Origin of the sequence: Microbispora sp. NBRC 16548 (assembly GCF_030268985.1) — a bacterium.
GTDB classification, from domain to species: Bacteria; Actinomycetota; Actinomycetes; order Streptosporangiales; family Streptosporangiaceae; genus Microbispora; species Microbispora catharanthi.
This window is the reverse complement of the sequence record NZ_BSSF01000022.1, coordinates 40,014-62,829: the sequence shown is the minus strand read 5'-3', so window position 1 is coordinate 62,829 and position 22,816 is coordinate 40,014. Positions and strand designations below refer to the sequence as shown.

The following is a 22,816-nucleotide window of genomic DNA, read 5'->3' as shown; positions in this document are numbered from 1 at the left end:
GGAGATGGCCGCGATAGACCTCTCCCTAGCCCTTGATGGCGCCCAGCGCCAGACCTGACTGCCAGTACCGCTGCAGGCTGAGAAACGCGATGATCAACGGCACGATCGTCAGCAGCGCGGACGTGATCACGAGATTCTGGACGAGCGCGCCGTTCCCTGCCGACGAGCCCAGCTTGTTCCACTGGTTGATTCCGACGGTCAGCGGATACCAGGCGGGATCCTTGAGCATGATCAACGGCAGGAAGTAGTTGTTCCAGATCGATACGAACGAGAAGAGCAGGACCGTCACGCTCGCCGGCGCGAGCATCGGGAGCGCGATCCGGAGAAAGGTCCTGAACTCCCCGGCGCCGTCGATCTTCGCGGCCTCGAGCAGGCCGGTCGGCACGGCTTCGGCCGTGAACACCCACATCAGGTACAACCCGAACGGGTTGATGAAGGACGGGATGAGAACCGCCCACGGGGTGTTGGTCAGGCCGAGCTGCGCGAACAGCAGGAACTGCGGGATCGCCAGGGCGATGCCGGGGACCGAGATCGATCCCAGCACGACGAAGAGGAACACCCGCTTGCCCCGGAAGTCGAGCTTCGCCAGGGCGTACCCGCCGAGAGCGGCCAGGAAGGTCGACACGGTCGCACCCACGACCACATAAAGAAGGGTGTTGAGGAGCCACCGGGAGAAGATCCCGTCCTGGTAGCGGAACACCTCCACGATGTTGTCCCAGAGGGCGAACTCGCGACCGGGTGCGAGCCCGAACGACGAGACGAAGTCGGCCTGCGACTTGGTCGCGTTGATGACGAGCCACACGAGCGGCAGCAGGCAGTAGAGGGTGAACAGAACCGTCATCACGGTGAGAGTCGTGCTCTTCCTGGGATTGTCCACCGTGTAGAGCCGGCGTCCGCGACCGGAACGACGGATCGGCGCGCCGGAGGCGTTCCCGGCCCCGGCTCGCGGGCTACTGATCGGACGCATTCCTCAACCCTCTGATCTGGACGGCGTAGGCGACGGCGATCGTGATCGCCGCCATGACGAGCGCGAGTGCTGCCGCATAGCCCTGCTGAGACCCGGTGAACGCCAGGTTGTACGCGTACAGGTTGGGCGTGTAGAAGGTCGTGACGCCGCTGTTGGCCACCATGGTGGGCAGGATCTGCGGTTCGTTGAACATCTGGAACGTGCCGATGATCGAGAAGATGATCGTGACGACCAGGGATCCGCGCAGCGCCGGCAACTTGATCGCGCGGACGACCTGGAACTCGTTCGCCCCGTCGATCGCGGCCGCCTCGTACAGTTCGCGCGGGACGGCCTTGAGCGCGGCGTAGAAGATGAGCATGTTGAAGCCGGTGAAGGCCCACGTCACCATCAGCCCGATGGAGATGAGCGTGGTTCCGGGGGCGAAGGGGTCGATGTCCGTGCCCAGGGCGTCGTTGAGGCTGCCGAACAGGCCGTACTTGACGCCGAGCAGGAATCCCCACATGAGAGTCGACACGATCGCCGGCACCGCGTAGGGCAGGAAGATCGTCGCCCGCATGAACTTGGTGCCGTGCACGCGCATGGAGTCCAGCGCCAGCGCCAGCGCCATGGAGAAGAACAGCATGATCGGCACCTGGACGAGGGTGAACCGGAGGACGCGTCCCACCCCGTCCCAGAACTGCGGATCCTGGAACAGCTTGCCGTAGTTGGCGAACCCGACGAACGTGGTGCCCCCGATGAGCCTCTCCTGGAAGAGGCTCAGATAGGCGGCGTACAGGATCGGCACGATGAACACGAGCGCGAACAGCGCGCCGAAGGGTGCGATGAACGCCAGTCCGATCTGCGACTTCCGGCGCTTCCCGGCCGGCGCCGGATGCCGTTCCTCATCCGGCGACGCCATGGCCGAAGGGGTGACGTCGAACCGACGTGCCAGGTCCATGTCCGTGTTCCTTCCGATCCAACGCGTTGCCCGGCTCGCTTCCGCGCCGGCTGTTGTGCGGCGACGGCTGTTCCACTAGTCCACTTGGAAGCCCTGCTCGTTGCCGTACTGGATGCAGCGCTGCTTCCACTGTTCGAGGATCTCGGCGAGCTTGACCTTGCCCGACGTGTAGAACGGTGACGCGATGTCGCCGTAGATCGAGCGCGCCCACTCGAAGAACGGCGGATACTGCCAGCCGCTCCCGACGGTCTCCGAGGCCTCGGCCAGCACGGCGCCGACCTTCTGGTCGCCGAAGTACTTGTTGGCCTTGCCCTGGAACGCGTCGCTCTCCAGCACCGAGGTGTTCGGCACGAAGGCTCCCGCGTCGACACGGGACGACAGACCGCCGCCGTGCGTGAAGTACTCGAGGAACTTGAACGCCGCGTCCTTGTGCCCGGCCGCGGCCGGGATGCCGAAGGAGCTTCCGCCGTTCTCCGCTCCGACCTTGTCTCCCTGCTTCCACTGCGGCATCAGGGCGACCCTGAAGTCACCGGCGGCCTTCGGCGCGCGCTCGGGCAGCGTCGAGGTCAGCCAGCCGCCCATGGTCTGGGTGGCGAGGCTTCCGTCGTTGAGCGTCCGGTTCCAGTCGTCGGACCAACCCGTGATCTTGGTGTTGATCAGGCCCTCGTCGAGCATCTTCTGCCAGAAGGCCACGGCCCTGGTCGTGCCCTCGTCCGTGAAGTCGATGTGCACCTTGTTGCCGTTCACCGTGAACGGGCGACCGCCGGCCTGCCAGATGAGCGACAGCAGGAAGAAGATGTCCCCCGTGTCCTGGGCGATGTAGTGGTCGCCGCCGAGCGCGCGGATCTTCTTGGCGGCCTCGTAGTACTCGTCCCACGTGGCCGGGGCCTTGTCCATGCCGGCCTTCTTGAGCGTGGCGGAGTTGTAGAACATGGCCGACGGCCCGTAGTCGGACGGCAGCGCGTAGACCTTGCCGTTGACCGTCACATCGCCCCACGCGGCCGGGACGTAGTCGTTCTTGAACTTCTCGACGCCGAACTCTCCGAGGTCGGCGAGCTTGCCGGGAATGGCGAAGTAGGGCACCGCGAAGTACTCGAACATCACGAGGTCGGGCACACCGGAACCGGCCTGGATGGCGTTGTCGAGCGCCTTGTACTCGTCCTGGGACGAGCCTCCGTTGACGACCTCGACCTTGATGTTCGAGTTCGCCGCCTGGAAGCCGGGGACGGCCTTCTCGACGGTGCCGTCCCAGCTCCAGACCGTCAGCTTCACCTGCTCGTCGCCGCCGCCGCTGCCGGCCGCCTTGCCGCCGCCCGAGCCGCCCGAGCATGCGGCCAGCGCGACCATCGGCACGATTACCGCGGAAAGGAGCCTTGCCTTCTGGGAGAGCCGCATGGGCCTCTCCTCTCACCCAGAGGATGGTTACGAAAATATTTCGCAACTTGTTCGTTGCTGCCAGGACAGTAGGTGGTGCGTCTGTCCGGTGTCAACGGGTGGACAAGGGAGAATGCCTGCCAGCACTTGACGGATAGGGCGCGTGGTAGATTTCGAAATAGTTTCGTAGCCCCGAAAGGAGCCCTGATGCCACGGCGAGGTCGTTCCGAGCGAGCCACCTTGGCGGATGTCGCCCGACTGGCCGGTGTCTCGCCCACGACCGCGTCGAAGGTCCTCAACGGGCGCAGCGATGTGGGGCCGAAGACACGTGAGCTCGTCCTCGGAGTCATGGCCGAGATCGGCTACAAGCCGACGGCGGCGCGTCACGAGCAGACACGGGACCGGGCCCTCGTCACCATGCTCGACTTCGTGGAGTCCCGTTATGCCGGGACGGTGCTCCAAGGGATACTCGTGGCCGCGACCTCCGCGCAGGCCGAACTCCTCCTTCGCCTGCCGCCCGGTGAGCCGATCAGCGCGAACCGTACGGCGGCCCGTGCCTGGGTGGAGGAGCAGAAGGCGTCCGGCGTCGTCGGTGTCATCGCGCTCGCCGTCGCCGTGCCCGACGCGGTGCTCCTGTCCGCGGAGGATCTCGAGGTGCCCGTCGTGACGATCGACCCGATCGACACGACCGAATCACGTGTCGTCAGCATCGGCGCCACCAACTGGGCGGGCGGTCGCTCGGCGACCGAGCACGTCATCAGGCTCGGCCATCGCAGGATCGCCTGGGTCGGCGGCCCGCTGGGCTCCGCCCCCTCGGTGGAACGCTTCCACGGCTACCAGGCCGCGCTCGACTCGGCCGGCATCACGCCGGACCGCACGCTGATCCGCCATGAGGCGTTCTCCGTGGAGGCGGGCCTGCGGCACGGCCGTGACGTCCTCTCGCTCGACGAGCGGCCGACCGCCGTCGTCGCGGGCAACGACGAGATCGCCGTCGGCGTCCTCGCCGCGGCCAAGGAGCTGCACATCGCCGTCCCCGGCGAGCTGTCGGTCACCGGGTTCGACGACACGCCGCAGACCGAGTGGACCACGCCCCGGCTCACGTCCGTACGGCAGCCTCTCGTGGGCATGGGCCGGATGGCCGTCGAGACCGTCCTCGGCATGGCGGACGGTGTCCAGCCCGCCTCCCGGCACCTCCAGCTCGCGACGACCCTCAGCGTCCGCGACTCGACGGGCCCCGTCCCGTCGACCTGATCCGCCCACCCAGGTTCGGCGTCCCCACACCGTCTCAGCTCATCGTGAGGGACGCGCCGCAGTGGAAGGCGGCGAGCCGGAAGTCTCCGTGCAGGGTCAGCCGCAGGTCGTGCACGCCTTCCGGTGCCGTCCCCAGGTCGCTCGCCACGGTCGTCCACGCGTAGCGGTCCCCGGTCACGGGCACGGCGATCTCCGCCAGCAGCCGGTCACCGGCGTGGAACTCCAGCCGGGCCGCGCCGGGGCCTGCGCCCTCGCGAGCGACCTCGGCCTCGACCCGGACGGCGTCCGACAGGTCGACGGAGCGGAACTCCAGCGTCGCCGGGTGCGCCGGATCGGCCGCGGTGACCGCGTCACCGGCGGTGCGGGCGGCGTCGACGATGGCGATGCCCGTGTGGTCGTCGAAGTCGACGGCCGGGGTGCGCCGGCCGACGACCGCGCGGGGTGCGGGGGCGGCGCCGCGCACGGTGAGCGGTGCCGTGAGGACGATGTCAGCGGCGGAGCGGCCCACCAGGACCTCGTAGGCGCCGGGGTCCACGGTGAAGGCGCCGGTGGCGACGTCCCAGTGGGCGAGCTGCTCCGCGCGCAGGCGGAAGGCCAGTTCCCTGCTCTCACCCGGAGACAGGCGGACCTTGCGGAAGTCGGCGAGCCGCAGGCGGGGAGCCTCGTAGCGGGCGTCCAGCGCCCGGACGTAGAGCTGCACCACCTCGGATCCGGGCCGCCCGCCGATGTCGGTCAGCGTCAGCGAGACCTCCACCACACCGTCCTGGGCTGTCGTTCCGGAGGAGAGCCGCAGGTCGCCGTAGGCGAACTCGGTGTAGGAGAGCCCGTGGCCGAAGGGGTACAACGGGGCGGCCCGATGGTACTGGTAGGTCCAGCCGGCCTTGATGATGTCGTAGTCCAGCGGGTGCGGCAGCTCGTCGTCGCCGCGATACCAGGTCTGCGGCAGCCGTCCGCCGGGCTCGGCCTCGCCGAGCAGAACGGCGGCCAGCGCCCGGCCCGTCTCCTGCCCGCCGTGGGAGGTCCACACCACGGCGGGCAGGTGCTCGTGCGCCCAGTCCACGGCGTACGGATAGCTGCTCATCACCACGAGCGCGGTCTGCGGGCGGACGGCGGCGACCGAGCGGAGCAGCGTCTCCTGCCCCTCGGGCAGCACGATGTCCCGGCGGTCCTCCGTCTCACGGCCGTTGATCAGCGGGTGGTTGCCGAGCACCACGACGGCGACGTCGGCGGCCTCGGCTGCGGCGCGGGCGTCCGCCGCACCGTCGCGCACGAGCTCCCGCTCCCAGCGCTCGGCGGCGGCGGGGGTTTCCGCGGTGACGCCGACCCGCCGGTCGTCGGGGTCGACGACCGCGTACAGCCCGGTGCGGACGTTACGCAGCACCACGCCATCGAGAACCGGCTCGAGCCGGAAGGTCTCGTTGACGAACCAGGTCTTGAGCACCTCCCGGTCGGCGACCAGCGAGCCGTCGTCCTGAAGGCTGAGATAGCGGCCGGTCTCGGCGTCGCGCAGCGTGAGCACACCGCCGCCCCAGTCCACGACGTCGAACGAGGTCCTGCCCAGCGGCTCCCCGGTGGTGCGCGAACGCAGGACGATCCGGTCCGCGCCTTCGACGCGGACGACCTCGCCGAGCGCCGCTTCGAGCCCGGCGGCGACGGTGACCTGGTACGGCATGGTGCCGCTGTACCAGTCCTCGAACAGCGTGTCCGAGAGCGGCCCGATGACGGCCACTCGCCGAGCGCGCTCCAGAGGCAGCAGCCTGTCGTTCTTGAGCAGCACCACCGACTCCGTCGCGGCGCGCAGGGCGAGAGCCCGGTGCTCGGCGCAGTCGATGACCTCGGGACCGATGCCGGCATAGGGGTCGAGGTCCGGGTCGAACTCCCCGAGCCGGAAGCGCAGCGAAAGTTGCCGTCGCACCGCGCGATTGACGTCGTCCTCGTCGATCAGCCCCCGGTCCAGCGCCTCGCGCAGCCTGCCGACCGGGACCCCGCTGTCCTCGCCGTGGTCGGTGAAGCTGTCGATGCCGGCCCTGAGCGCGGCGGCGTGGGACTCGGCGTGGCCGTCGAAGTAGTGCTGGGGATCGACCAGGTTGGACGGCGCCTCGGCGTCGCTGACCACGAAAAGCTCGTGCCCGTTCGGCTCGGCCCAGCGCCGCAGCTCCGTCTCGATGAGCGGGCTGACATGGCAGGGACGGCCGTTGACCAGGTTGTACGCGGCCATCGCGCCGGTGGCCGCGCCCGAGGCGACGATCGGTCGGAATGCCGCCAGGTCGTATTCCCGCAGTACGCGGGGGCGGACACCGGACGAGGTGACGCAGCGGTCGTCCTCGTTGTTGTACGCGAGGAAGTGCTTGAGCACGGGAGCAGCACGCAGGTAGGCCGGATGGTCGCCGGCCATGCCCGTGCAGTAGGCCATCCCAAGCCGGGCGGTGTGCACCGGGTCCTCGGAGTAGCCCTCCTCGTTGCGACCCCAGCGCGGGTCGCGCAACAGGTTCACCACGGGAGCCCACGCGTGCAGGCTGTTGGGACCGGGGCCGATCAGGGGCGGGCGGTGGCGGTGGAAGGCGCGCAGCTCGACCGAGACCGCCTCCGCGACCCGGCGGACCAACTCCTCGTCCCACGTCGCTCCCAGTCCCACCGCCTGCGGGAACACCGTCGCCACCCCCTGCCATGCCACGCCGTGCAGGGTTTCGCTTCCGGTCCGGAACGAGGCGATGCCCAGGCGCGCCACGGCCGGCGCGTACTGGTGCAGCATCGTGATTCTTTCATCGAGGGTGAGTCGTCCGAGCAGGTCGTCGACGCGCCTGTGGATCGGCAGTGCGGGGTCCCGGAAGGGAAGCGGGCCGGCTGCGGGCAGAGCGGGGGAACTCACGTGCAGACCTCTAAGCAGGCTCGACGGGAGGGGGTGGCGAAGCGCTTCGACGCTGCCACGAGCCCGGCGAAGGTGTCAATGACGGACGCAGAGAAAGTTTCGTTTATAAGGTGCCCTTGTTTTGCCAGAAACACGTCATTAGTCTCGCCGCAACATAGAAGCGCTTCGACGACTTCGAAGGGTGCGGCCCCCCACCATGAGACCCGAGTTGAACCGCAGGAGCTTCATCGCCATCGCCGCGACGGCTCCCCTCCTCGCCGCCTGCGGCGGCGCGGCGCAGCAGAAGACCGGCGCGAACACCAAGACCGGACTGCGGGCGGCGCTGCCGTCCTACGTTCCAAGCAGCTCCGTCAAAGCGGACATCCCTTCGGTGGCGGGCGGAGCCGGAGCCGCGACCGATCCCGCCTTCCTGGCCTACCCCTCCAGCCGAGTCGCCACCGTTCAGGGAGTCCCGGGCAGGGGCGGCAGCTACACCGCCGTCACCCCACTGTGGGGCACGGTGCCGCCGGCGGGGAACTCCTTCTACGAGGCCATGAACAAGGCCTTGGGTGTCACCCTCACCATGAAGCCGGCGGACGGCAACAACTACAACACCATCGTCCCGACGATGACGGCCGCCAAGCGCCTGCCCGACTGGATCCAGCTGCCGACCTGGTGGAACGCCAACTTCAACGTCGGCGGGCTGGCGGGGACGCAGCTCGCCGACCTGACGCCCTACCTGGCGGGCGACAAGGTCAAGAAGTACCCGAACCTCGCCGCCATCCCCACCGGCGCCTGGCAGACCGGCGTGTGGGGCGACAAACTGTACGGCATCCCGTCCTTCTCCAGCAGCTTCGTCGTCGCCGGCGCCATCTTCTACCGCCGCGACATCCTGGAGGCGAAGGGCATCACCGCCGGCCAGGTGCGGTCCGCCGACGACATGATGAACCTGGGCAAGGAGCTGACCGACGCCAAGCGCGGCGTGTGGGCCTTCGACGACGTGTGGACCTACTTCTTCCCCGCCTGGAACCTCCCCCTCGTATGGGACGTCCAGGACGGCAAGCTGGTCCACAAGTACGAGATGCCGCAGTTCTTCGAGGCGCTCGACTGGCACTACCGCCTGGCGCGGGCCGGCTACGTGCACCCGGACGCCGTCGCCGGGCAGAACGCGAACGGCAACACCCGCTTCTACTCGGGGAAGACGCTGATCAGCGGTGGCGGCACCGGTGCCTGGAACCTCCCCGATTACCAGTCCGGCACCGCCGCCGACAAGGACTACCGCCGCGGCGCGTTCGACTTCTTCGCCGCCGACGGCACGAGCGCGCCCCGCGTCGCCATGGGCCCCTCCACGAATGTCGTCAGCTATCTCAACAGCAGGCTGAAGCCGGAGCAGATCGAGGAGCTGCTGGCGGTCGCCGACTATCTGGCCGCTCCCTTCGGCTCGGCCGAATACACGATGGTGAACTTCGGGGTCGAGGGCGTCCACTTCACGATGAAGGACGGCGTGCCGACCGCGACCGAGGACGGCAAGAAGTTCGTCCAGTCGATGACCTTCCCGTTCCTGGCCTCGCCGCCCAACGTGATCAGCAACCCCGGCGCCGACGTCGTCACCAAGGACTACGCCGCCTGGCAGGCCGCCAACGTCAAGGCGCTCTACAAGCCGGTCTTCTGGAACATGAACATCAGCACACCCCAGTCGCTGTCGGCGGCCCTCGCGGCGCAGCCCGTCGAGGACGCCATCAAGGACTGCTACCACGGCAAGAAGAAGGTCTCCGAGGTCCAGGCCGCCGTCGCCACCTGGAAGGCCGGCGGCGGGGATCGGCTCAAGCAGTGGATGACCGACAACGTGCTGAACAAGTACGGCACGGGCCAGTGAGCACGCCCCACCTGCGGGAAGGGCGTCTGGGCTGGCGGATCAGGCTGCGGCGCGACCGGTCACTGCTGATCATGGTGGTCCCCGCGATCGTCCTGCTGGTGGTCTTCAACTACGCCCCGATGTTCGGGCTGCTCACCGCGTTCCAGTACTACGATCCGCTGGTCGGGGTCTGGAACAGCGAGTGGGCGGGCTTCGACCAGTTCCACCAGCTCTTCGCCGACCCGCTGTTCTGGGGCGCGCTGAACAACACGCTCTACCTGAGCCTGGTCCAGCTGATCCTTTTCTTCCCGATCCCGATCGCGCTGGCGCTCCTGCTCAACTCGGTGCTCAGCGAGCGTGTGCGCAACTTCATCCAGTCCGTCGTCTACCTGCCGCACTTCTTCTCGTGGGTGCTGGTCATCACGATCTTCCAGCAGATGCTGGGCGGCGCGGGCGCGCTCAACCAGTTCCTGCGCTCGCACGACCTCCAGCCATGGGACATCATGACCAATCCGGACACATTCGCGCTGCTGGTCACCTCTCAGGCGGTGTGGAAGGAGGCCGGCTGGGGGGTCATCGTCTTCCTGGCCGCTCTGTCCGCCATCAACCCCGGCCTCTACGAGGCGGCGGCCGTGGACGGCGCCGGGCCCTTCCGGCGGATGTGGCACATCACCCTCCCCAGCCTGCGCGGAGTGATCGTACTGATGCTGGTGCTCCGGCTAGGGGGCGCGCTCTCGGTCGGCTTCGAGCAGTTCCTCATCCAGCGCGACGCCGTCGGTCACGAGACGGCGGAGGTGCTCGACACCTATGCCTTCTACTACGGCATCACCACGGCCAACTACAGCCTCGGCGCGGCGGCCGGGCTCTTCAAGAGCGTGATCTCGCTCCTGCTCATCTGGGGCGCCAACAAGCTGGCGCATTCGTTCGGCGAGGACGGGTTGTACCGGAAATGACCAAGGTAATGACCATCGGAGGCGGCAAGACCGGCGTGACGGCCCCCCCGGCGCGGGCGGCACGCCCGCCCTGGCAGGAGCGGCCGACCGTCGCCGGCCAGTCCGCCAAGGGCATCACCCTCGGCGGCGTGCTGGCGGTCATGCTGGTCCCGCTGTGGATCATCGTGGTGACCAGCCTGTCCACTCCCGGTGCCGTCAACCGGGCCGGCGGCCTCGTCGTCTGGCCGGACGGCCTGACCTTCCAGGCCTACCGGGAGATGCTGACCGATCCGACCGTGCGCACCGCGCTCCTGGTCAGCCTCGGCATCACCGTCGCCGGCACGGCGCTGTCCATGGTCGTCTCGGTCCTGTGCGCCTACGGGCTGTCGCGGCCGCGCTCGCTCGGGCACCGCCTCATCCTGGTGCTGCTGATCGTCACGATGTTCGTCAGCGGCGGGCTGATCCCCACCTTCCTGGTGGTGACCGGGTTGGGCGGCTACGGGCAGTGGTGGGCGTTGATCCTCCCGAGCGCCATCTCGGTCTTCAACATCCTGGTGCTCCGCTCCTTCTTCGCGGAGACCTCCACCGAGCTGATCGACGCGGCGCGGATGGACGGAGCGGGAGACTGGCGGATTCTCTGGTCCGTCGTCCTGCCCGTCTCGCGTGCGGTGACCGCGGTGATCGCCCTCTTCTACGCCGTCGGCTACTGGAACTCCTTCTTCAACGTCATGCTCTACATGCCGACCGACAGCGAGAAGTGGCCGCTGCAGTATGTGCTGCTCACCTATGTCAACCGCGGTGTCGGCATGCCGGGTTCGGTCAACTCCGGCTTCGGCATGGCGCACGCGCAGACCGCTCCCCTGTCGCTGCAGATGGCGGTGGTGGTGCTGACCCTGGTGCCGCTCCTGATCGTCTACCCGTTCGTCCAGAAGCACTTCCGCACGGGTGTTCTCACGGGCGCCGTCAAGGGGTGAACCGGCCCGGCCGCCGGGGAGCGGAGCGGTTCCGCGCTCCGCCTCAGGCCGCTCACCGGAACCGACAGAAAGGGGCAGGAACCTCACGATGGCGACCATCGCCGATGTGGCCAGAGCGGCAGGCGTCTCCCCGAGCACGGTCAGCTATGTGCTCAGCGGCAAACGCCCCGTCTCCGCCGGCACCCGGCGCCGCGTCGAACGCGCCGTGGCCGAGCTCGGATACCACCCGAACGCGGGTGCACGGGCACTGGCCGGCAGGCGCTCGCACATCATCGCCCTGGCCGTGCCGCTGCGCAGCGACGTGTACGTGCCGATCATGCTGGAGATAGCGACCTCCGTCACCATGACGGCACGCAAGCACGGCTACGACGTATTGCTGATCACCAACGACGAGGGCCCCGGCGGCGTCCGCAGGCTCGCCGCGAGCGGCCTCGCCGACGCCGTGATCCTCATGGACGTCGAGCTCGACGACAAACGCGTGCCGACGTTGGGTGACCTCCGCACCCAGGCGGCGCTCATCGGCCTGCCCGAGGACCCGCGCGGGCTGTCGTGCGTCGACCACGACTTCTCCGCCGCAGGCGCGTTGTGCGCGGACCACCTGGCCGACCTGGGCCACCGGGACAGCGCCTTCATCGGTTACGGCTCGGGCATCTATCAGCGGCACGCGGGGTACGCCGAGCGCACGCTCGCGGGGTTTCGCAGGCGTGCCGAGGAGCGCGGTCTGCGCTTCCTCCATCGTCCCTGCGAAGGGACCTACCAGAGCACCGCCCGGGCGCTCGGCCGCATCCTCGCCGACCGGCCCGAGACGACCGGCTTCGTGGTGCAGAACGAGGGAGCCATCGGGCCGTTGCTCAGCCTGCTGCGCGGCAGTGGGCGGACGGTTCCGGAGGACGCCTCGGTGATCGCCCTGTGCCCGGAGCACCTGGCCGAACAGTACGCGCCTGCTCTCACGGCGGTGACCGGCCCGGCCAAGGAGCTCGGCCGCATCGCCGTCGAACAGGTCATGGCACGGATCACCGCCTCTATGCGCGGCGAGCAGCCGGACGACGAACTCGTCCTGCTCGCCCCCACCTTGACCATCCGGCAGAGCACCGGCCCGGCCCCGCGGCACAGGCTTCGTCCGACGAAATTGCCTGATCCACCGACGAAAGGACCAGACGGGGTGTCAGACCAGATCCAGCCGGCCCCCACCGTCGCCAATCCCGTGATCCCCGGATTCCACCCCGACCCCAGCATCTGCCGCGTGGGCGACGACTACTACCTCGCCTGCTCCAGCTTCGAGTACTTCCCCGGCGTGCCCGTCTTCCATAGCCGCGACCTCGTGCACTGGACGCAGATCGGCAACGCCCTGGAGCGGGCGAGCCAGTTGCACCTGCCTCCCGACATGCCCTCCTCGGCCGGAATCTACGCGCCCACGCTGCGCCATCACGACGGCCGGTTCTGGCTGGTCGTCACGAATGTGAGCACCGATGGCGGCAACATGCTGTTCACCGCCACCGACCCCGCCGGACCCTGGTCCGACCCGATCCGGTTGCGCGGCGTCACCGGCATCGACCCCGACCTGGCCTGGGACGAGGACGGCACCTGCTGGTGCACGTTCGCCGGGATCGAGCAGGTGCGCATCGATCCGCAGACGGGGGAGACATTCGGGCCGCCGCGCACGCTCTGGTCCGGAACCCCCGGCGCCGCCTCCCCGGAGGCGCCGCACCTCTACCGGATCGGCGCGTACTGGTACCTCCTCATCGCCGAAGGCGGCACCGAGCGCGGCCACAGTGTGTCGATCGCGCGTGGGCCCGCGCCGACCGGGCCGTTCGAGCCGTGCCCGGCGAACCCGATTCTGACGCACCGTGGTTCCGATCACCCGATCCAGAACACCGGTCACGCGGATCTCGTACAGGCCCCCGACGGAACCTGGTGGATGGTGCTGCTCGGTGTGCGGCCTCGCGGGGGCACTCCCGGCTGGCACATCCTGGGGCGCGAAACCTTCCTGGCCCCGGTGAGCTGGGTCGACGACTGGCCTGTCGTCGGCGAGCTCACCCCCGACATGGCCGCTCCCGCGTGGCCGCTGTCGATCGCCCCCGAGGAGGTCGGCAGGGACGACTTCGACCTCCCCGAGCTGCGGCCGTACTGGATCTCTCCGCGAAGCCGTCCCGACGGGCACTGCACCACGAAGGAGCGGGCCGGCTGGCTGACCCTTCGCGCTCGCGGAGCGTCTCTGGACGACACCGACGCGACCTTTCTGGGCAGGCGTCAGCGGCATCTGGCGTGGCGCGCCCGCGTACGGATCGACCCCTCCCGGGGACGCGGCGGCCTGGCGGTCCGGCTCGACGAGCGGCACCACTACGAGATCGAGGCGTCGGACGGCCAGGTGCAGGTCGTCGCGCGCATCGGCCCCCTGCGCACCGTGGTCGCCGCGCGGCCGGTGCCCGCCGGGCCGCTGGTGCTCGGCGTACGGACGGCCGAAGCGCAGCCGCCTGACGACGCGCGCACCGGGCCCGACGCGCTCTCGTTCGGCGTCGATACGGTGGACGGCGCGTTCACCGAGCTCTGCACCCTCGACGGACGCTACCTGTCCACCGAGGTGGCCGGCGGCTTCACCGGCCGGGTGGTCGGCATGTACGCCGCGGCCGGCAGCGTCCACTTCGACTGGTTCGACTATCAGCCGCTTCATCACACGTGACCGAGTCCGGCGGTGCCATGTAGCCGGGCGAGAGATCCTCCAAGCAGCGCGGGACATGCGTCACGAATCGCCGGCACCGGGGAGCTGTAAGCTGGACCATCTGAGAAAGTTTCGTCGACAATTTCGGATAGCTCGTACAGGAAGCCGGCGCGCAGGCGGGTGTATCCGCATCGGTCTGAGCGGCGCCGACGGCCCCCCGGCCGTCGGCGCGGGTGCCAGAATGGCCCCAGACCGTGTAGGGCCGGGTGCCCCGGCGACGACGACGTGGCGGACTCGCCGTTGACGAGGAAGGGTGACCGTGACGGACAACCGATCGGACGGACTTGCGGCCGACGAGCAGAGCTCGCAAGGTGGCGGGCCGGGATCGGTGACCATCGCCTATATCGCCGAGTCCGCGGGGGTCTCGATCCCCACCGTGTCAAAGGTGATCAATGGGCGCTCGGGGGTGTCGGCTCAGACTCGCGCCCGCATCGAAGAACTGATCAACCAGTACGGATACCGTAAGCCCACGGGCAACCGGACCAACATCGTGGAACTGGTGTTCCGCGAGCTCGAGAGCATGTGGGCCGTGGAGATCATCCGTGGGGTCGAGCGGGTGGCCCGCAAAAGCCGTGTCGGAGTCATGGTCTCGGAGTTCGGCCTTCACGACTCGGCGGCTATGTCCATCGACGACACGGTCGGCCGCCGCCCTCAATGCGTCCTCTCGGTGGCGCAGCTTTCCCCGGCGGAGCGCGACCAGTTGACGTCGAAAGGCATCCCGTTCGTCGTCTTCGACCCGATCGATGAGCTTCCGGACGACGTTCCCTTCGTGGGCGCCACCAACTGGAGAGGCGGTCAGGCGGCGACTCGGCACCTGATCAAACTGGGGCACCGCCGCATCGCCATGATCAGTGGCCCGGATCACCCGTTCTGCCGGGCTCGACTGGCCGGCTACCTCTCCGCGCTGGCCGAGGCCGATCTGCCCGCGCATCCCGACCTCGTGGTCCGCACCCTGCTCACGCGCGAGGACGGCTACGCCGCGGCGCGCGACCTGCTTTCCCGGCGCGACCGGCCCAGCGCCATCTTCACCGCGAACGACCTGCAGGCGCTCGGCGTCTACCAAGCCGCCCGCGAGCTCGGGCTGTCCATCCCCCAGGATCTGAGCGTGGTGGGTTTCGACGATCTGCCGGTCGTGGCCTGGGTCGACCCGCCGCTGACCACAGTCCACCAGCCGTTGAGCGAGATGGCGGTCGCCGCGACCGAGCTGGCACTGGCCCTCGGGCGTGGTGAGGAGATAACCCAGGTGGGGCTGGAGATCGCGACCACCCTCACCGTCCGGGGAAGCACGGCGCCCCCCAAGGGCTGAGCAATTGAACGGGGGGGACGTGGCCTGCGTCGGCAGCACCAATCGAACCGATTCGTCCCGTCGGCACGCCGGCTGGACGTGTCGCGCACGTCCGGCCGGCGTGGGTGAGCGGCGTGGGTGACCCTGGATGCCTCGCTCGTCGAAGCGTCAGCTTCGGGTCCACTTCTGGTTGTTTCCGCCGTTACAGGCCCACAAGACGATCTTGGTGCCGTTGGCGGTGCCTGCCCCGTACGCGTCGAGGCACTTGCCGGACTGCACACCGGTGACGGTGCCGTCGGGGTTGACGTTCCACTGCTGGTTGATCCCGCCGTTGCAGTCCCAGATGACGACCTGAGTTCCGTCGCCGGTGCCCTGGCCGTACGCGTCCAGGCACTTGCCGCCGTAGACCCGCAGTTCCTTGTAGGGGGTCCGCGTCCACTGCTGGTTCGCCTGGCCGTTGCAGTCCCACAGCTGCGCCTGCGCGCCGTTCGCCTGGGAGGCGCCGCTGACGTCCAGGCACCGGCCGCCGTTGAGGCTGCGCAGCGGGCCGCTCGTGTCGGCAGGCGTCTTCATCGGCCCGTTGAAGGTCAGCTTCACCACGTACGCAAGCGCCGAGTACGGCCGGCCAAGCAGGGTGATGCGCAGGCCGGAGGAGTCCTGGGTGCGGGTGGGCAGATCGATGTAGGTGCCGGCGGTGTCGCCGATCATCTCGACCTTGCTCAGGTTGGACAGATCCATCCTCCCGGCTGCCAACGAGGCGAGGTTCAGCGTCGAACCCGGCCAGCCGAGCACGGCCGCGTACAGGACGGTGTTGTCCTTGCTACGGGTGTAGCGGATGTCCTGCGCCGTGCCGGCCCGCGGTTCGACGAAACTGCCGCCGCCCATCTTGGTGGGGCCCTCACCGTAGACGGTCCAGGCACGGGTGGAGTAGATCGACTCGCCGTTGCGCTTGAGGTAGGCGCCGATGGCGTTCAACAGGTCCTTCTGGGCCTGCGGGATCGACCCGTCGGCCCTCGGCGAGATGTTGAGCAGCATGTTGCCGTTCTTGCTCACCCGGTCGATCAGCGCGTGGACCAGCGCAGCCGAGCTGTAGTACGTCATCCCGCCGGTGTAGGACCAGGATGGATTGCTGACGGCGTCATCGGTCAGCCAGTAGGGAGACTGGATACCGGCGGGGCCGCCACGCTCGAAGTCGTACACCTCGCCTTTGGTGTCGAAGCCGTCCTTATAGGTGGCCACGACCTCCTTGCCCCACTGGTTGGCCTGGTTGTAGTAGTACGACAGGAAGGCGAGCCGCTTGGCCTCGTCCACCAGGTAGAGGCCGCCGTCCTGCCAGATCATGTCCGGCTGGTACTTGTCGACGATCTCCTTCAGCTTGTCGTACCACAGCTGCTGTTCCTCGGCGGAGCTGAGCTGCCCGTACAGCTTCTTCAAGGAGGTGGTCTGCTGGGGAGGCACGTGGTCGTAGTAGCCGGTGAAGTTGTACAGGTGGTGCAGCGAGACCATGAACTTCAGGTTCTTGGCGCGGATCGCGTTGGCGAACAGGCCGACCAGGTCGAGCTTGGGTCCGCGGGCGACGGAGTTCCACTCGTTCACCTGGCTGTTCCACATGGAGAAGCCGTCGTGATGCTCGGCCACGGGACCGGCGAACCTCGCGCCGGAGTCGGCGACCAGTTGCGCGAACTCGTTCGGGTCGAAATTACCCCCCTCGGACTTGAGCTTGGGCGCGAACTGCACCCATTTGCCCGCCTTGTCCCGGGCACCGTCGATGAAGTAGTGGTACGGCCACACCGAGGGATCGCCGTAGACGCTCTTGTGGTGATTGTTCTCGCTGGAGCCGTCGATGTACATCGTGCGGGGGTACCACTCGGTGCCGTACTCCGGCGTGGCGAAGGCGCCCCAGTGCCAGTAGACGCCGAACTTCGCGTCCTGGAACCACTCCGGGGCGGCCGGGTGCTGGTCCACCGAGGCCCAGGTCGGCTCGTACGTGGAGGGGGCGGCCGTGGCCGGCCCGCTCAGAGACGGAGCGGTGAGCAGGGCTCCGGCGAGCAGAGCGGTACCGGCGAGAGCGGTGCGCCGGCGTAGCCTGGACAGCTTCACGGGGGGCATGCTGTCTCCTGTCGTGAGGGAGTCGTATCGATTCGATGGCGCGGAGCGCCGGTCGCGGGCCGGATGAAGAGGACACGTTTCTTATACGACCAGGCGGTGCGGGCCGTCCGGCCCGCACCCCAGGCGTGTCAGTACGAGTAGGTCGTGGTGCAGACGGTCCCGTTCAGGGTGAACGAGGCCGGAGGCGGGTTGGCTCCGGTCTGGTTGCCGACGAATCCGAGGCTGACCGTGTTGCCGCCGTTCGGGGCGAGGTAGGCGTTCGAACTGGTGGGGGTGACGACGACGTTCTGGCCGTCCTTGGAGAAATTCGCGTTCCAGGTGCTGTCGGAGACCGACTCGGTGGTGGCCGGGAAGCTGAACGCGAGCGTCCATCCCGTGATGGGGGTGGCACCGGTGTTGGTGACGCTGATGTTCGCGACGAAACCGCTGCCCCAGCCCGTGGCGAGGGTGTAGCTGACGGCGCAGGTGCTGTTGCGCGGCGTTCCCGTGACGAAGGTGACCGGCTTCGAGGGCGTCGAGAGATAGCCCTTCTGGTCGGTGGCGAGCACGTTCAGCGTGTAGGAGGTGCCGGGGACCAGGTTGCGCGCGGTGAACGAGGTCGAGGTCGATTCGCCGAGCAGCACGCTGTTGGTGCCGAACTGCTGGTAGACGGCGTAGCGGGTCACGCCGCCGCCGGTGGACGGCTGCCAGGAGATGGTCGCGGTGGTGGCGGTGACGTTGCTCGCCGCCGGACTGCCGGGCGCGGTCAGCGAGGCGCTGACCGGGTTCGTGGCCGACGGCGTGAGCTTCAGTGTCACGATCGAGTACGGCGGGATGACCTGCGTGCTCGCGGTGCCCTGCGTGGATGTGACGATCGAGGTGTACCCGGAGCCGAAGGTGTGGACGGTCGGCGTGGCGCTGCTTGGGGTCCAGCCGTCGTAGCCGAGGTGCACGGTGTAGGAGTTGCTGGGGTCCTGGTTGACGAGTTCGACACTGAGGCCGCCGTCGGCGTTGCGGGCGGCGTGCACGGTGACGAGCCGGTTGTCGGAGGCGGCCTTGACCAGCGTGTCGCCGGGCAGCGCCACCTTGCTGAGCATCTGCAGCGCGTAGTAGGGCGCGAACGGCGTGTTCAGCGGTGGTTCGCAGACGTTGTCGCCGTTGCAGTTGCCGCTCGACAGCAGGCCGCCGTCGCCGTACGACGTCGACCCGTCGGGGGCGGTGGTGACGTCGCCCATGCCGTTGCGGGTGTCCCAGTAGTCCACGGTGAAGACGCCGTTCTCCAGCGCGGCGAAGTAGACGTCCGCGGTGAACAGGCCGCCGACCTGGGTGTCCGACTGGTAGTTGGACGAGGTCTCGGTCAACGCGATGCCGATGTTCGGGCCGTTGTGGCCGGCGTACTGGTTGATCTGCTGCCGCACCTGCTCCAGCTCACCGGGAAGCAGCCGCACCTGCTGGAGGACGTCCGCGGCGGTGGTGTGGTTCGGGTAGTAGTGCATGATCACGAAGTCGATGTACGGCCCCGCGATCGACAGCACCGTCTGGTTCCAGGCCGCGCTGTCCCCGTCCCCGACGACGCCGTCGGGCCAGTTGCCCGGATCGGTGACCACCGCCCCGATCTTGATCGTGGGATCGACCGCCTTCATCGCCCGGGCGTACTCCACCACGTTGTTCGCGTACGTGGCCGGCCCTTTGCTGTCGTGGTAGTCGAGCTCCCAGTCGGCGCCGTAGTGACCGTTGCCGAAGATCTCGTTGCCGATCTCCCAGTACTTGACGCCGTACCCCTTGGTGACGTTCGCGTACTTCACCCAGTCGGCGGCCTCCTGGGCCGTGCCGGAGCCGTAGTTCGCGATGAGGATCGCCTGCGCGTCGATGGCCTTGACCGTGCCCATGAAGGAGTCGAAGTCCGTCCCCGGCGCCACCCACCCGCCGCCGGAGACGGTGCTGGTCTTCCAGTGAAAGCCGTCGCCGTACGAGCCGCCGGGATAGCGCATCATCTGCACACCGGCCTTGCCGAGGAGGTCCACCGATGCCGGGGTGTTCATGTTTCCGTCCCACACCGCCTGGTTGAGGCCGTACGCGGTGTCGGGCACGGTGCCCAGTCCTTCGCGGGCGTTGACGGTGACGTTGACGGTCTGGGTCTGCGCCTGAGCCGCCGTAGGCGGCGTCGTGAGGACGGCGCCGACGAGGGCTACGGCCACGCCCACGGCGAGCCGGCGCCGCCGTCCGCGACCGCGACCGCGGAGAAACGACAGGTCCACTGGTTCTCGCTTTCTGGAGTTCGCCCGTGCTGGAGAAGCCGGGAGGGCATTTTGTTAGCGTTAACACGCGCTGTCTGAGTAATTTCCACCGCTGGCCGGCGTCGGACTCGGCGAGGTGCCCATCGCTCTGCGACGGGGGCCGTGGCCGGTGTGGCCGCGACCCCCGTCGCCGGGTTCGTCAGCTGGTGCTGCCGGTCACGGTGGTGCCGGACTTGGTGATGTAGTACGTGGTCTGCGCCCCGCTCCAGAAGTGGAAGGTGAGGGTCACGCGGCCGTCGTTCACCTCAGCGAAGAAATCCGGTTTGAGGATGACGGTGTTCGCGCTGTAGTCAGGCTGGAAGTGGTCCCAGAACCCCTTGTACGGGGTCCAATTGGCCGGTCCGGCGGGGCTGCCGTCGGCGTACTTGGCCTCCATGGTGGCGAGCTGGTCGCCGCGGAACTGGGTGGGGATGGCGAACGAGGAGGTCGTGCCGGTGGCGGCGGCCTGGGTCGGCGGGTCGGAGGTGATGATGCTGATCTGCCACGGCGCGCCCTGGGAGAAGCGGGCCTCGATGGTGGCGTTCACGCCGTACGCCCGGTTGCCGGCCAGCCGGGTGAGGGCGGCCGCGGTGAGCGTCAGCGTGTTGCCGGACACGGTGTAGTCCGTGCCGTTCGCGAGGTTGGTGCCGCCCTGCCGCAGGCCCTGGAACGAGGTGCCGTTGAGGTTGAGCGTGAGCGACTTGGCGGTGATCGTGCCGCTGCGCGGGAGATACACCTGGTCGGAGGAGGCGGTGCCGGATCGCATGGTCCAGCTGGCCTTCATCATGTCGTATATGCCCTGGTCACGCCATCGCAGCTCGTTGCGGTTCAGGAACGAACCCGCGTCCCAGAGCATGGTGGTGAGCTTCCGGGTGCGGGCGTGGTAGCCGACGGCCTCGATGTACTTCAGGAACTCGCCGCGTTCGATGATCCCGGGCCGGGTGTAGTCGTAGGCGAGCAGCGCCCATTCCCCGATGATCACAGGGATGCCGCGTGACACGAACGTGTTGTACACGCGGTCGAAGGTGCCGACCAGGTCCTGCTCGACGTTGCTGTCGTACGTGGTGCCGCCGGCGATGTTGGCGCTGAACGGCCACCACCCGTAGAAGTGCACCGTCGCGGCGAGGTTGGGGTCGTGCAGCTGGTTGAAGGTGCCTGTCAGCGCGTCCAGCCGGGCCTGCTCGCCGTTGGTGTACAGGGTGGGCAGGACGAGCAGCCGGGTGGCGTTGCCGCCGCCGGACCCGCGCACCAGGTTGACGAACTTGACGTTGAGCTCGTTCAGCACCTGATCGCTCTCGGCGTCTCCCGAGGTGCCGGTGAACTGCGGCTCGTTGATGCTCTCGAACACCAGCTTCGGGGAGTAGTCGCGGAACGTGCCGGCGATCTGCGTCCACAGCGCGGTGTACCGGTTCATCACGGTCGTACGGTCGCCGGGGTATCCGTTGATCCACTGCCAGGAGTCGTGATGCAGGTTGATCATCACGTAGAAGCCCTCGGCCAGGGACCAGTCGACGACCTGGCGGACGCGGCTCAGCCAGGCGGCGTCGATGGTGTAGTCAGGCGCCGGGCCGTGGTGGTTGCTCCAGGTCACCGGGATCCGGATGCTGTTGTATCCCTGGGATCGCACGTAGTGCAGCATCTCCCTGGTCGTCAGCGGGTTGCCCCACGCCGTCTCGTCGGGGATGGCGTCGAGGGTGTTGCCGAGGTTCCAGCCGGGCTGCATGGCGGCCACCGTGGCCATCGCGTCACCCGGCTGCGGCGACGGCGAGGAGGACGGCGAGGGAGATGGTGACGGGCTGGGCGACACCGACGGCGAAGGGGACGGCGAGGGAGATCGCGACGGGCTGGCCGACGGTGAAGGGCTGGGGGATCGCGACGGGCTCGGGGACGGCGACGGCCCGCCGGTGTTTCCGGTGCAGGTGACGCCATTGAGCGCGAAGGTGTCCGGAGCGGTGTTCGCTCCGGACCACGATCCGTTGAAGCCGAAGGAGACCGTCGCGTTGGTCGCGATGGCCGCGTTCCAGCTCGCGTTGACGGCGGTAACCTGCGCGCCCGACGCGGTGGCCGTCGCATTCCACGCCTGGGTGACCTGCTGCCCCGAAGGGAACGTCCAGGCGAGCTTCCAGCCGCTGATCGGGTCACCGAGGTTCGTGATGCTCACGTTGGCGGTGAATCCGCCCGGCCATTGGGTCGAGACCGCGTACGCCACCCGGCAGCCGGCCGCCGCCTGGGCTCCTACGGCAGTCAGCATCCCTGCCATCAGCAGCGCGACCACTGCGCCGGCGACCGCGCCGGCCCGCAGGCGGGCTCTTCGTAACCTGTGCAGATTCAAGAGGGGACCTCCGTTGTCTTTTACGGGCCTGTCGTGCCGGACGGCGGCCTGCGCACCGTGCAGCGGCTCCTCGCAGTCGCATCAGGACGCGTCAGCCTTCGACCGCGTCCTCCCTGCCGTTGACCAGGGTGCGCTTGCGGTAGCGAAATCTCGGAAAGTCACTCTCGCGCCGTCGGCATCGCCGAGCGCGCCCGCCACCGGGTCTCACAAGTACCGGGTGGGAACGCAGGACCCACGATTGAGAGAACAAGCCTGCGGATCTCGTCCACGCCATGCGCTCTCCTGTTGATGAACGGCGATACATCGGCCCGAGATCGCCGGCCCGCTCGGAATGGAGCGAGACGCCGAAACGTGAGCGCTTTCATCTACGCAACAGAAACTGAAACTGTCGCGAAACATAGCATCGCGGTCTGTGGGCAGCCACTGCCCCTCGCATAGTCGGCGGGCCGATGCGCGGGTGGCCTCACCAGCACGGCTTTCCCAGCGCGCGCCATGCCTTCCGCCCCAGGTCAGCGGCGTGATCACCACTGTCCTCCGTGATTCGTGACAGGTGCGGGGACGGAGAGCCCCAAGGGCTCTAGAACTAAATTCTGAAACTTTCACCGCGGAGCGAGGGACGGCGCCAACCCCGGAGACCCCCGTCGTCCCAGCGAAACGCAGCCACCGCCGGCGCGTCGGCCGCCAGGGACTCCGGAAGGGGCGGCGCCTGGGGCTGCGAAGAATCGATGCGGGGCGAGCGAAGACAGATCTGACGATTCGCTCCCCCATCTCGTCGGCCATGAAAGTAGCTAGCCCCGAAACTTGACCGAGAAGCATCTCAATAATCGGATGTTTCTTCCCTCCATCTCGGCACTCAGGACCGCCGATCCTGCTCGGAGCGCGCCCCGTTCCCACATAGATCCTGGCATCACCCGATCATCATCCCTGGGCACGATCGGAGCGGCATGGCTACAGATCGGATGTCTCACCGGTGCGCGA

The 22,816-nt window shown here is 68.2% G+C and carries 13 protein-coding genes; 6 read left to right on the top strand and 7 right to left on the bottom strand.

Annotation, left to right across the window (positions count from 1 at the left end; genetic code table 11):
- Nucleotides 1-25: 25 nt before the first annotated feature.
- The 3 genes from QSK36_RS38845 to QSK36_RS38835 form a co-directional block, all read right to left on the bottom strand.
- Nucleotides 26-841 carry a carbohydrate ABC transporter permease gene (locus QSK36_RS38845; protein WP_285785844.1) on the bottom strand — a complete coding sequence of 272 codons (816 nt, stop codon included), beginning with the start codon at nt 839-841 and terminating at the stop codon, nt 26-28.
- A 109-nt stretch (nt 842-950) separates the two neighbouring features.
- Complete coding sequence (locus QSK36_RS38840; RefSeq protein WP_182904111.1) at nt 951-1,904, bottom strand: carbohydrate ABC transporter permease; 954 nt, start codon at nt 1,902-1,904, stop codon at nt 951-953.
- 75 nt (nt 1,905-1,979) lie between these two features.
- A complete protein-coding gene (locus QSK36_RS38835) occupies nt 1,980-3,299 on the bottom strand; it encodes an ABC transporter substrate-binding protein (protein ID WP_285785843.1) in 1,320 nt (439 codons plus the stop codon).
- A gap of 186 nt (nt 3,300-3,485) precedes the next feature.
- Here QSK36_RS38835 and QSK36_RS38830 point away from each other — a divergent pair, with 186 nt between their 5' ends.
- Nucleotides 3,486-4,529, top strand: a complete 1,044-nt coding sequence (locus QSK36_RS38830) for a LacI family DNA-binding transcriptional regulator (protein ID WP_183533420.1) — start codon at nt 3,486-3,488, stop codon at nt 4,527-4,529.
- Nucleotides 4,530-4,563: 34 nt separating this feature from the next.
- On the opposite strand, the gene QSK36_RS38825 is transcribed toward QSK36_RS38830, so the two are convergent.
- Complete coding sequence (locus tag QSK36_RS38825) at nt 4,564-7,398, bottom strand: glycoside hydrolase family 3 protein (protein WP_285785842.1); 2,835 nt, start codon at nt 7,396-7,398, stop codon at nt 4,564-4,566.
- Nucleotides 7,399-7,594: 196 nt separating this feature from the next.
- Here QSK36_RS38825 and QSK36_RS38820 point away from each other — a divergent pair, with 196 nt between their 5' ends.
- From QSK36_RS38820 to QSK36_RS38800, 5 genes are all read left to right on the top strand, one after another.
- The gene (locus tag QSK36_RS38820; protein WP_285785841.1) at nt 7,595-9,253 is read left to right on the top strand and encodes a type 2 periplasmic-binding domain-containing protein; all 1,659 of its coding nucleotides are present in this window, start codon (nt 7,595-7,597) and stop codon (nt 9,251-9,253) included.
- Complete coding sequence (locus QSK36_RS38815) at nt 9,250-10,185, top strand: ABC transporter permease (RefSeq protein WP_285785840.1); 936 nt, start codon at nt 9,250-9,252, stop codon at nt 10,183-10,185. Before QSK36_RS38820 ends, QSK36_RS38815 begins: the two co-directional genes overlap by 4 nt.
- A complete protein-coding gene (locus QSK36_RS38810; protein WP_285785839.1) occupies nt 10,182-11,138 on the top strand; it encodes a carbohydrate ABC transporter permease in 957 nt (318 codons plus the stop codon). The genes QSK36_RS38815 and QSK36_RS38810 overlap by 4 nt, the downstream gene beginning before the upstream one ends.
- 88 nt (nt 11,139-11,226) lie before the next feature.
- Complete coding sequence (locus tag QSK36_RS38805) at nt 11,227-13,818, top strand: family 43 glycosylhydrolase (protein ID WP_285785838.1); 2,592 nt, start codon at nt 11,227-11,229, stop codon at nt 13,816-13,818.
- 292 nt (nt 13,819-14,110) lie between these two features.
- On the top strand, nt 14,111-15,163 hold the full coding sequence (locus QSK36_RS38800) for a LacI family DNA-binding transcriptional regulator (RefSeq protein WP_285785837.1): 1,053 nt from the start codon (nt 14,111-14,113) through the stop codon (nt 15,161-15,163).
- A gap of 147 nt (nt 15,164-15,310) precedes the next feature.
- Here the strand turns inward: QSK36_RS38800 and QSK36_RS38795 are convergent, their stop codons facing one another.
- The 3 genes from QSK36_RS38795 to QSK36_RS38785 all read right to left on the bottom strand — a co-directional run bounded on the left by QSK36_RS38795 (nt 15,311) and on the right by QSK36_RS38785 (nt 21,838).
- Nucleotides 15,311-17,251: an alpha-L-fucosidase gene (locus QSK36_RS38795; protein WP_285785836.1), complete on the bottom strand. Its 1,941-nt coding sequence runs from the start codon at nt 17,249-17,251 to the stop codon at nt 15,311-15,313.
- A 128-nt stretch (nt 17,252-17,379) separates the two neighbouring features.
- Nucleotides 17,380-19,428 (bottom strand): cellulose binding domain-containing protein, encoded by a 2,049-nt coding sequence (locus tag QSK36_RS38790; RefSeq protein ID WP_285785835.1) that lies wholly within the window; start codon nt 19,426-19,428, stop codon nt 17,380-17,382.
- A gap of 238 nt (nt 19,429-19,666) precedes the next feature.
- Nucleotides 19,667-21,838: a cellulase family glycosylhydrolase gene (locus tag QSK36_RS38785; RefSeq protein WP_285785834.1), complete on the bottom strand. Its 2,172-nt coding sequence runs from the start codon at nt 21,836-21,838 to the stop codon at nt 19,667-19,669.
- Nucleotides 21,839-22,816: the final 978 nt, after the last annotated feature.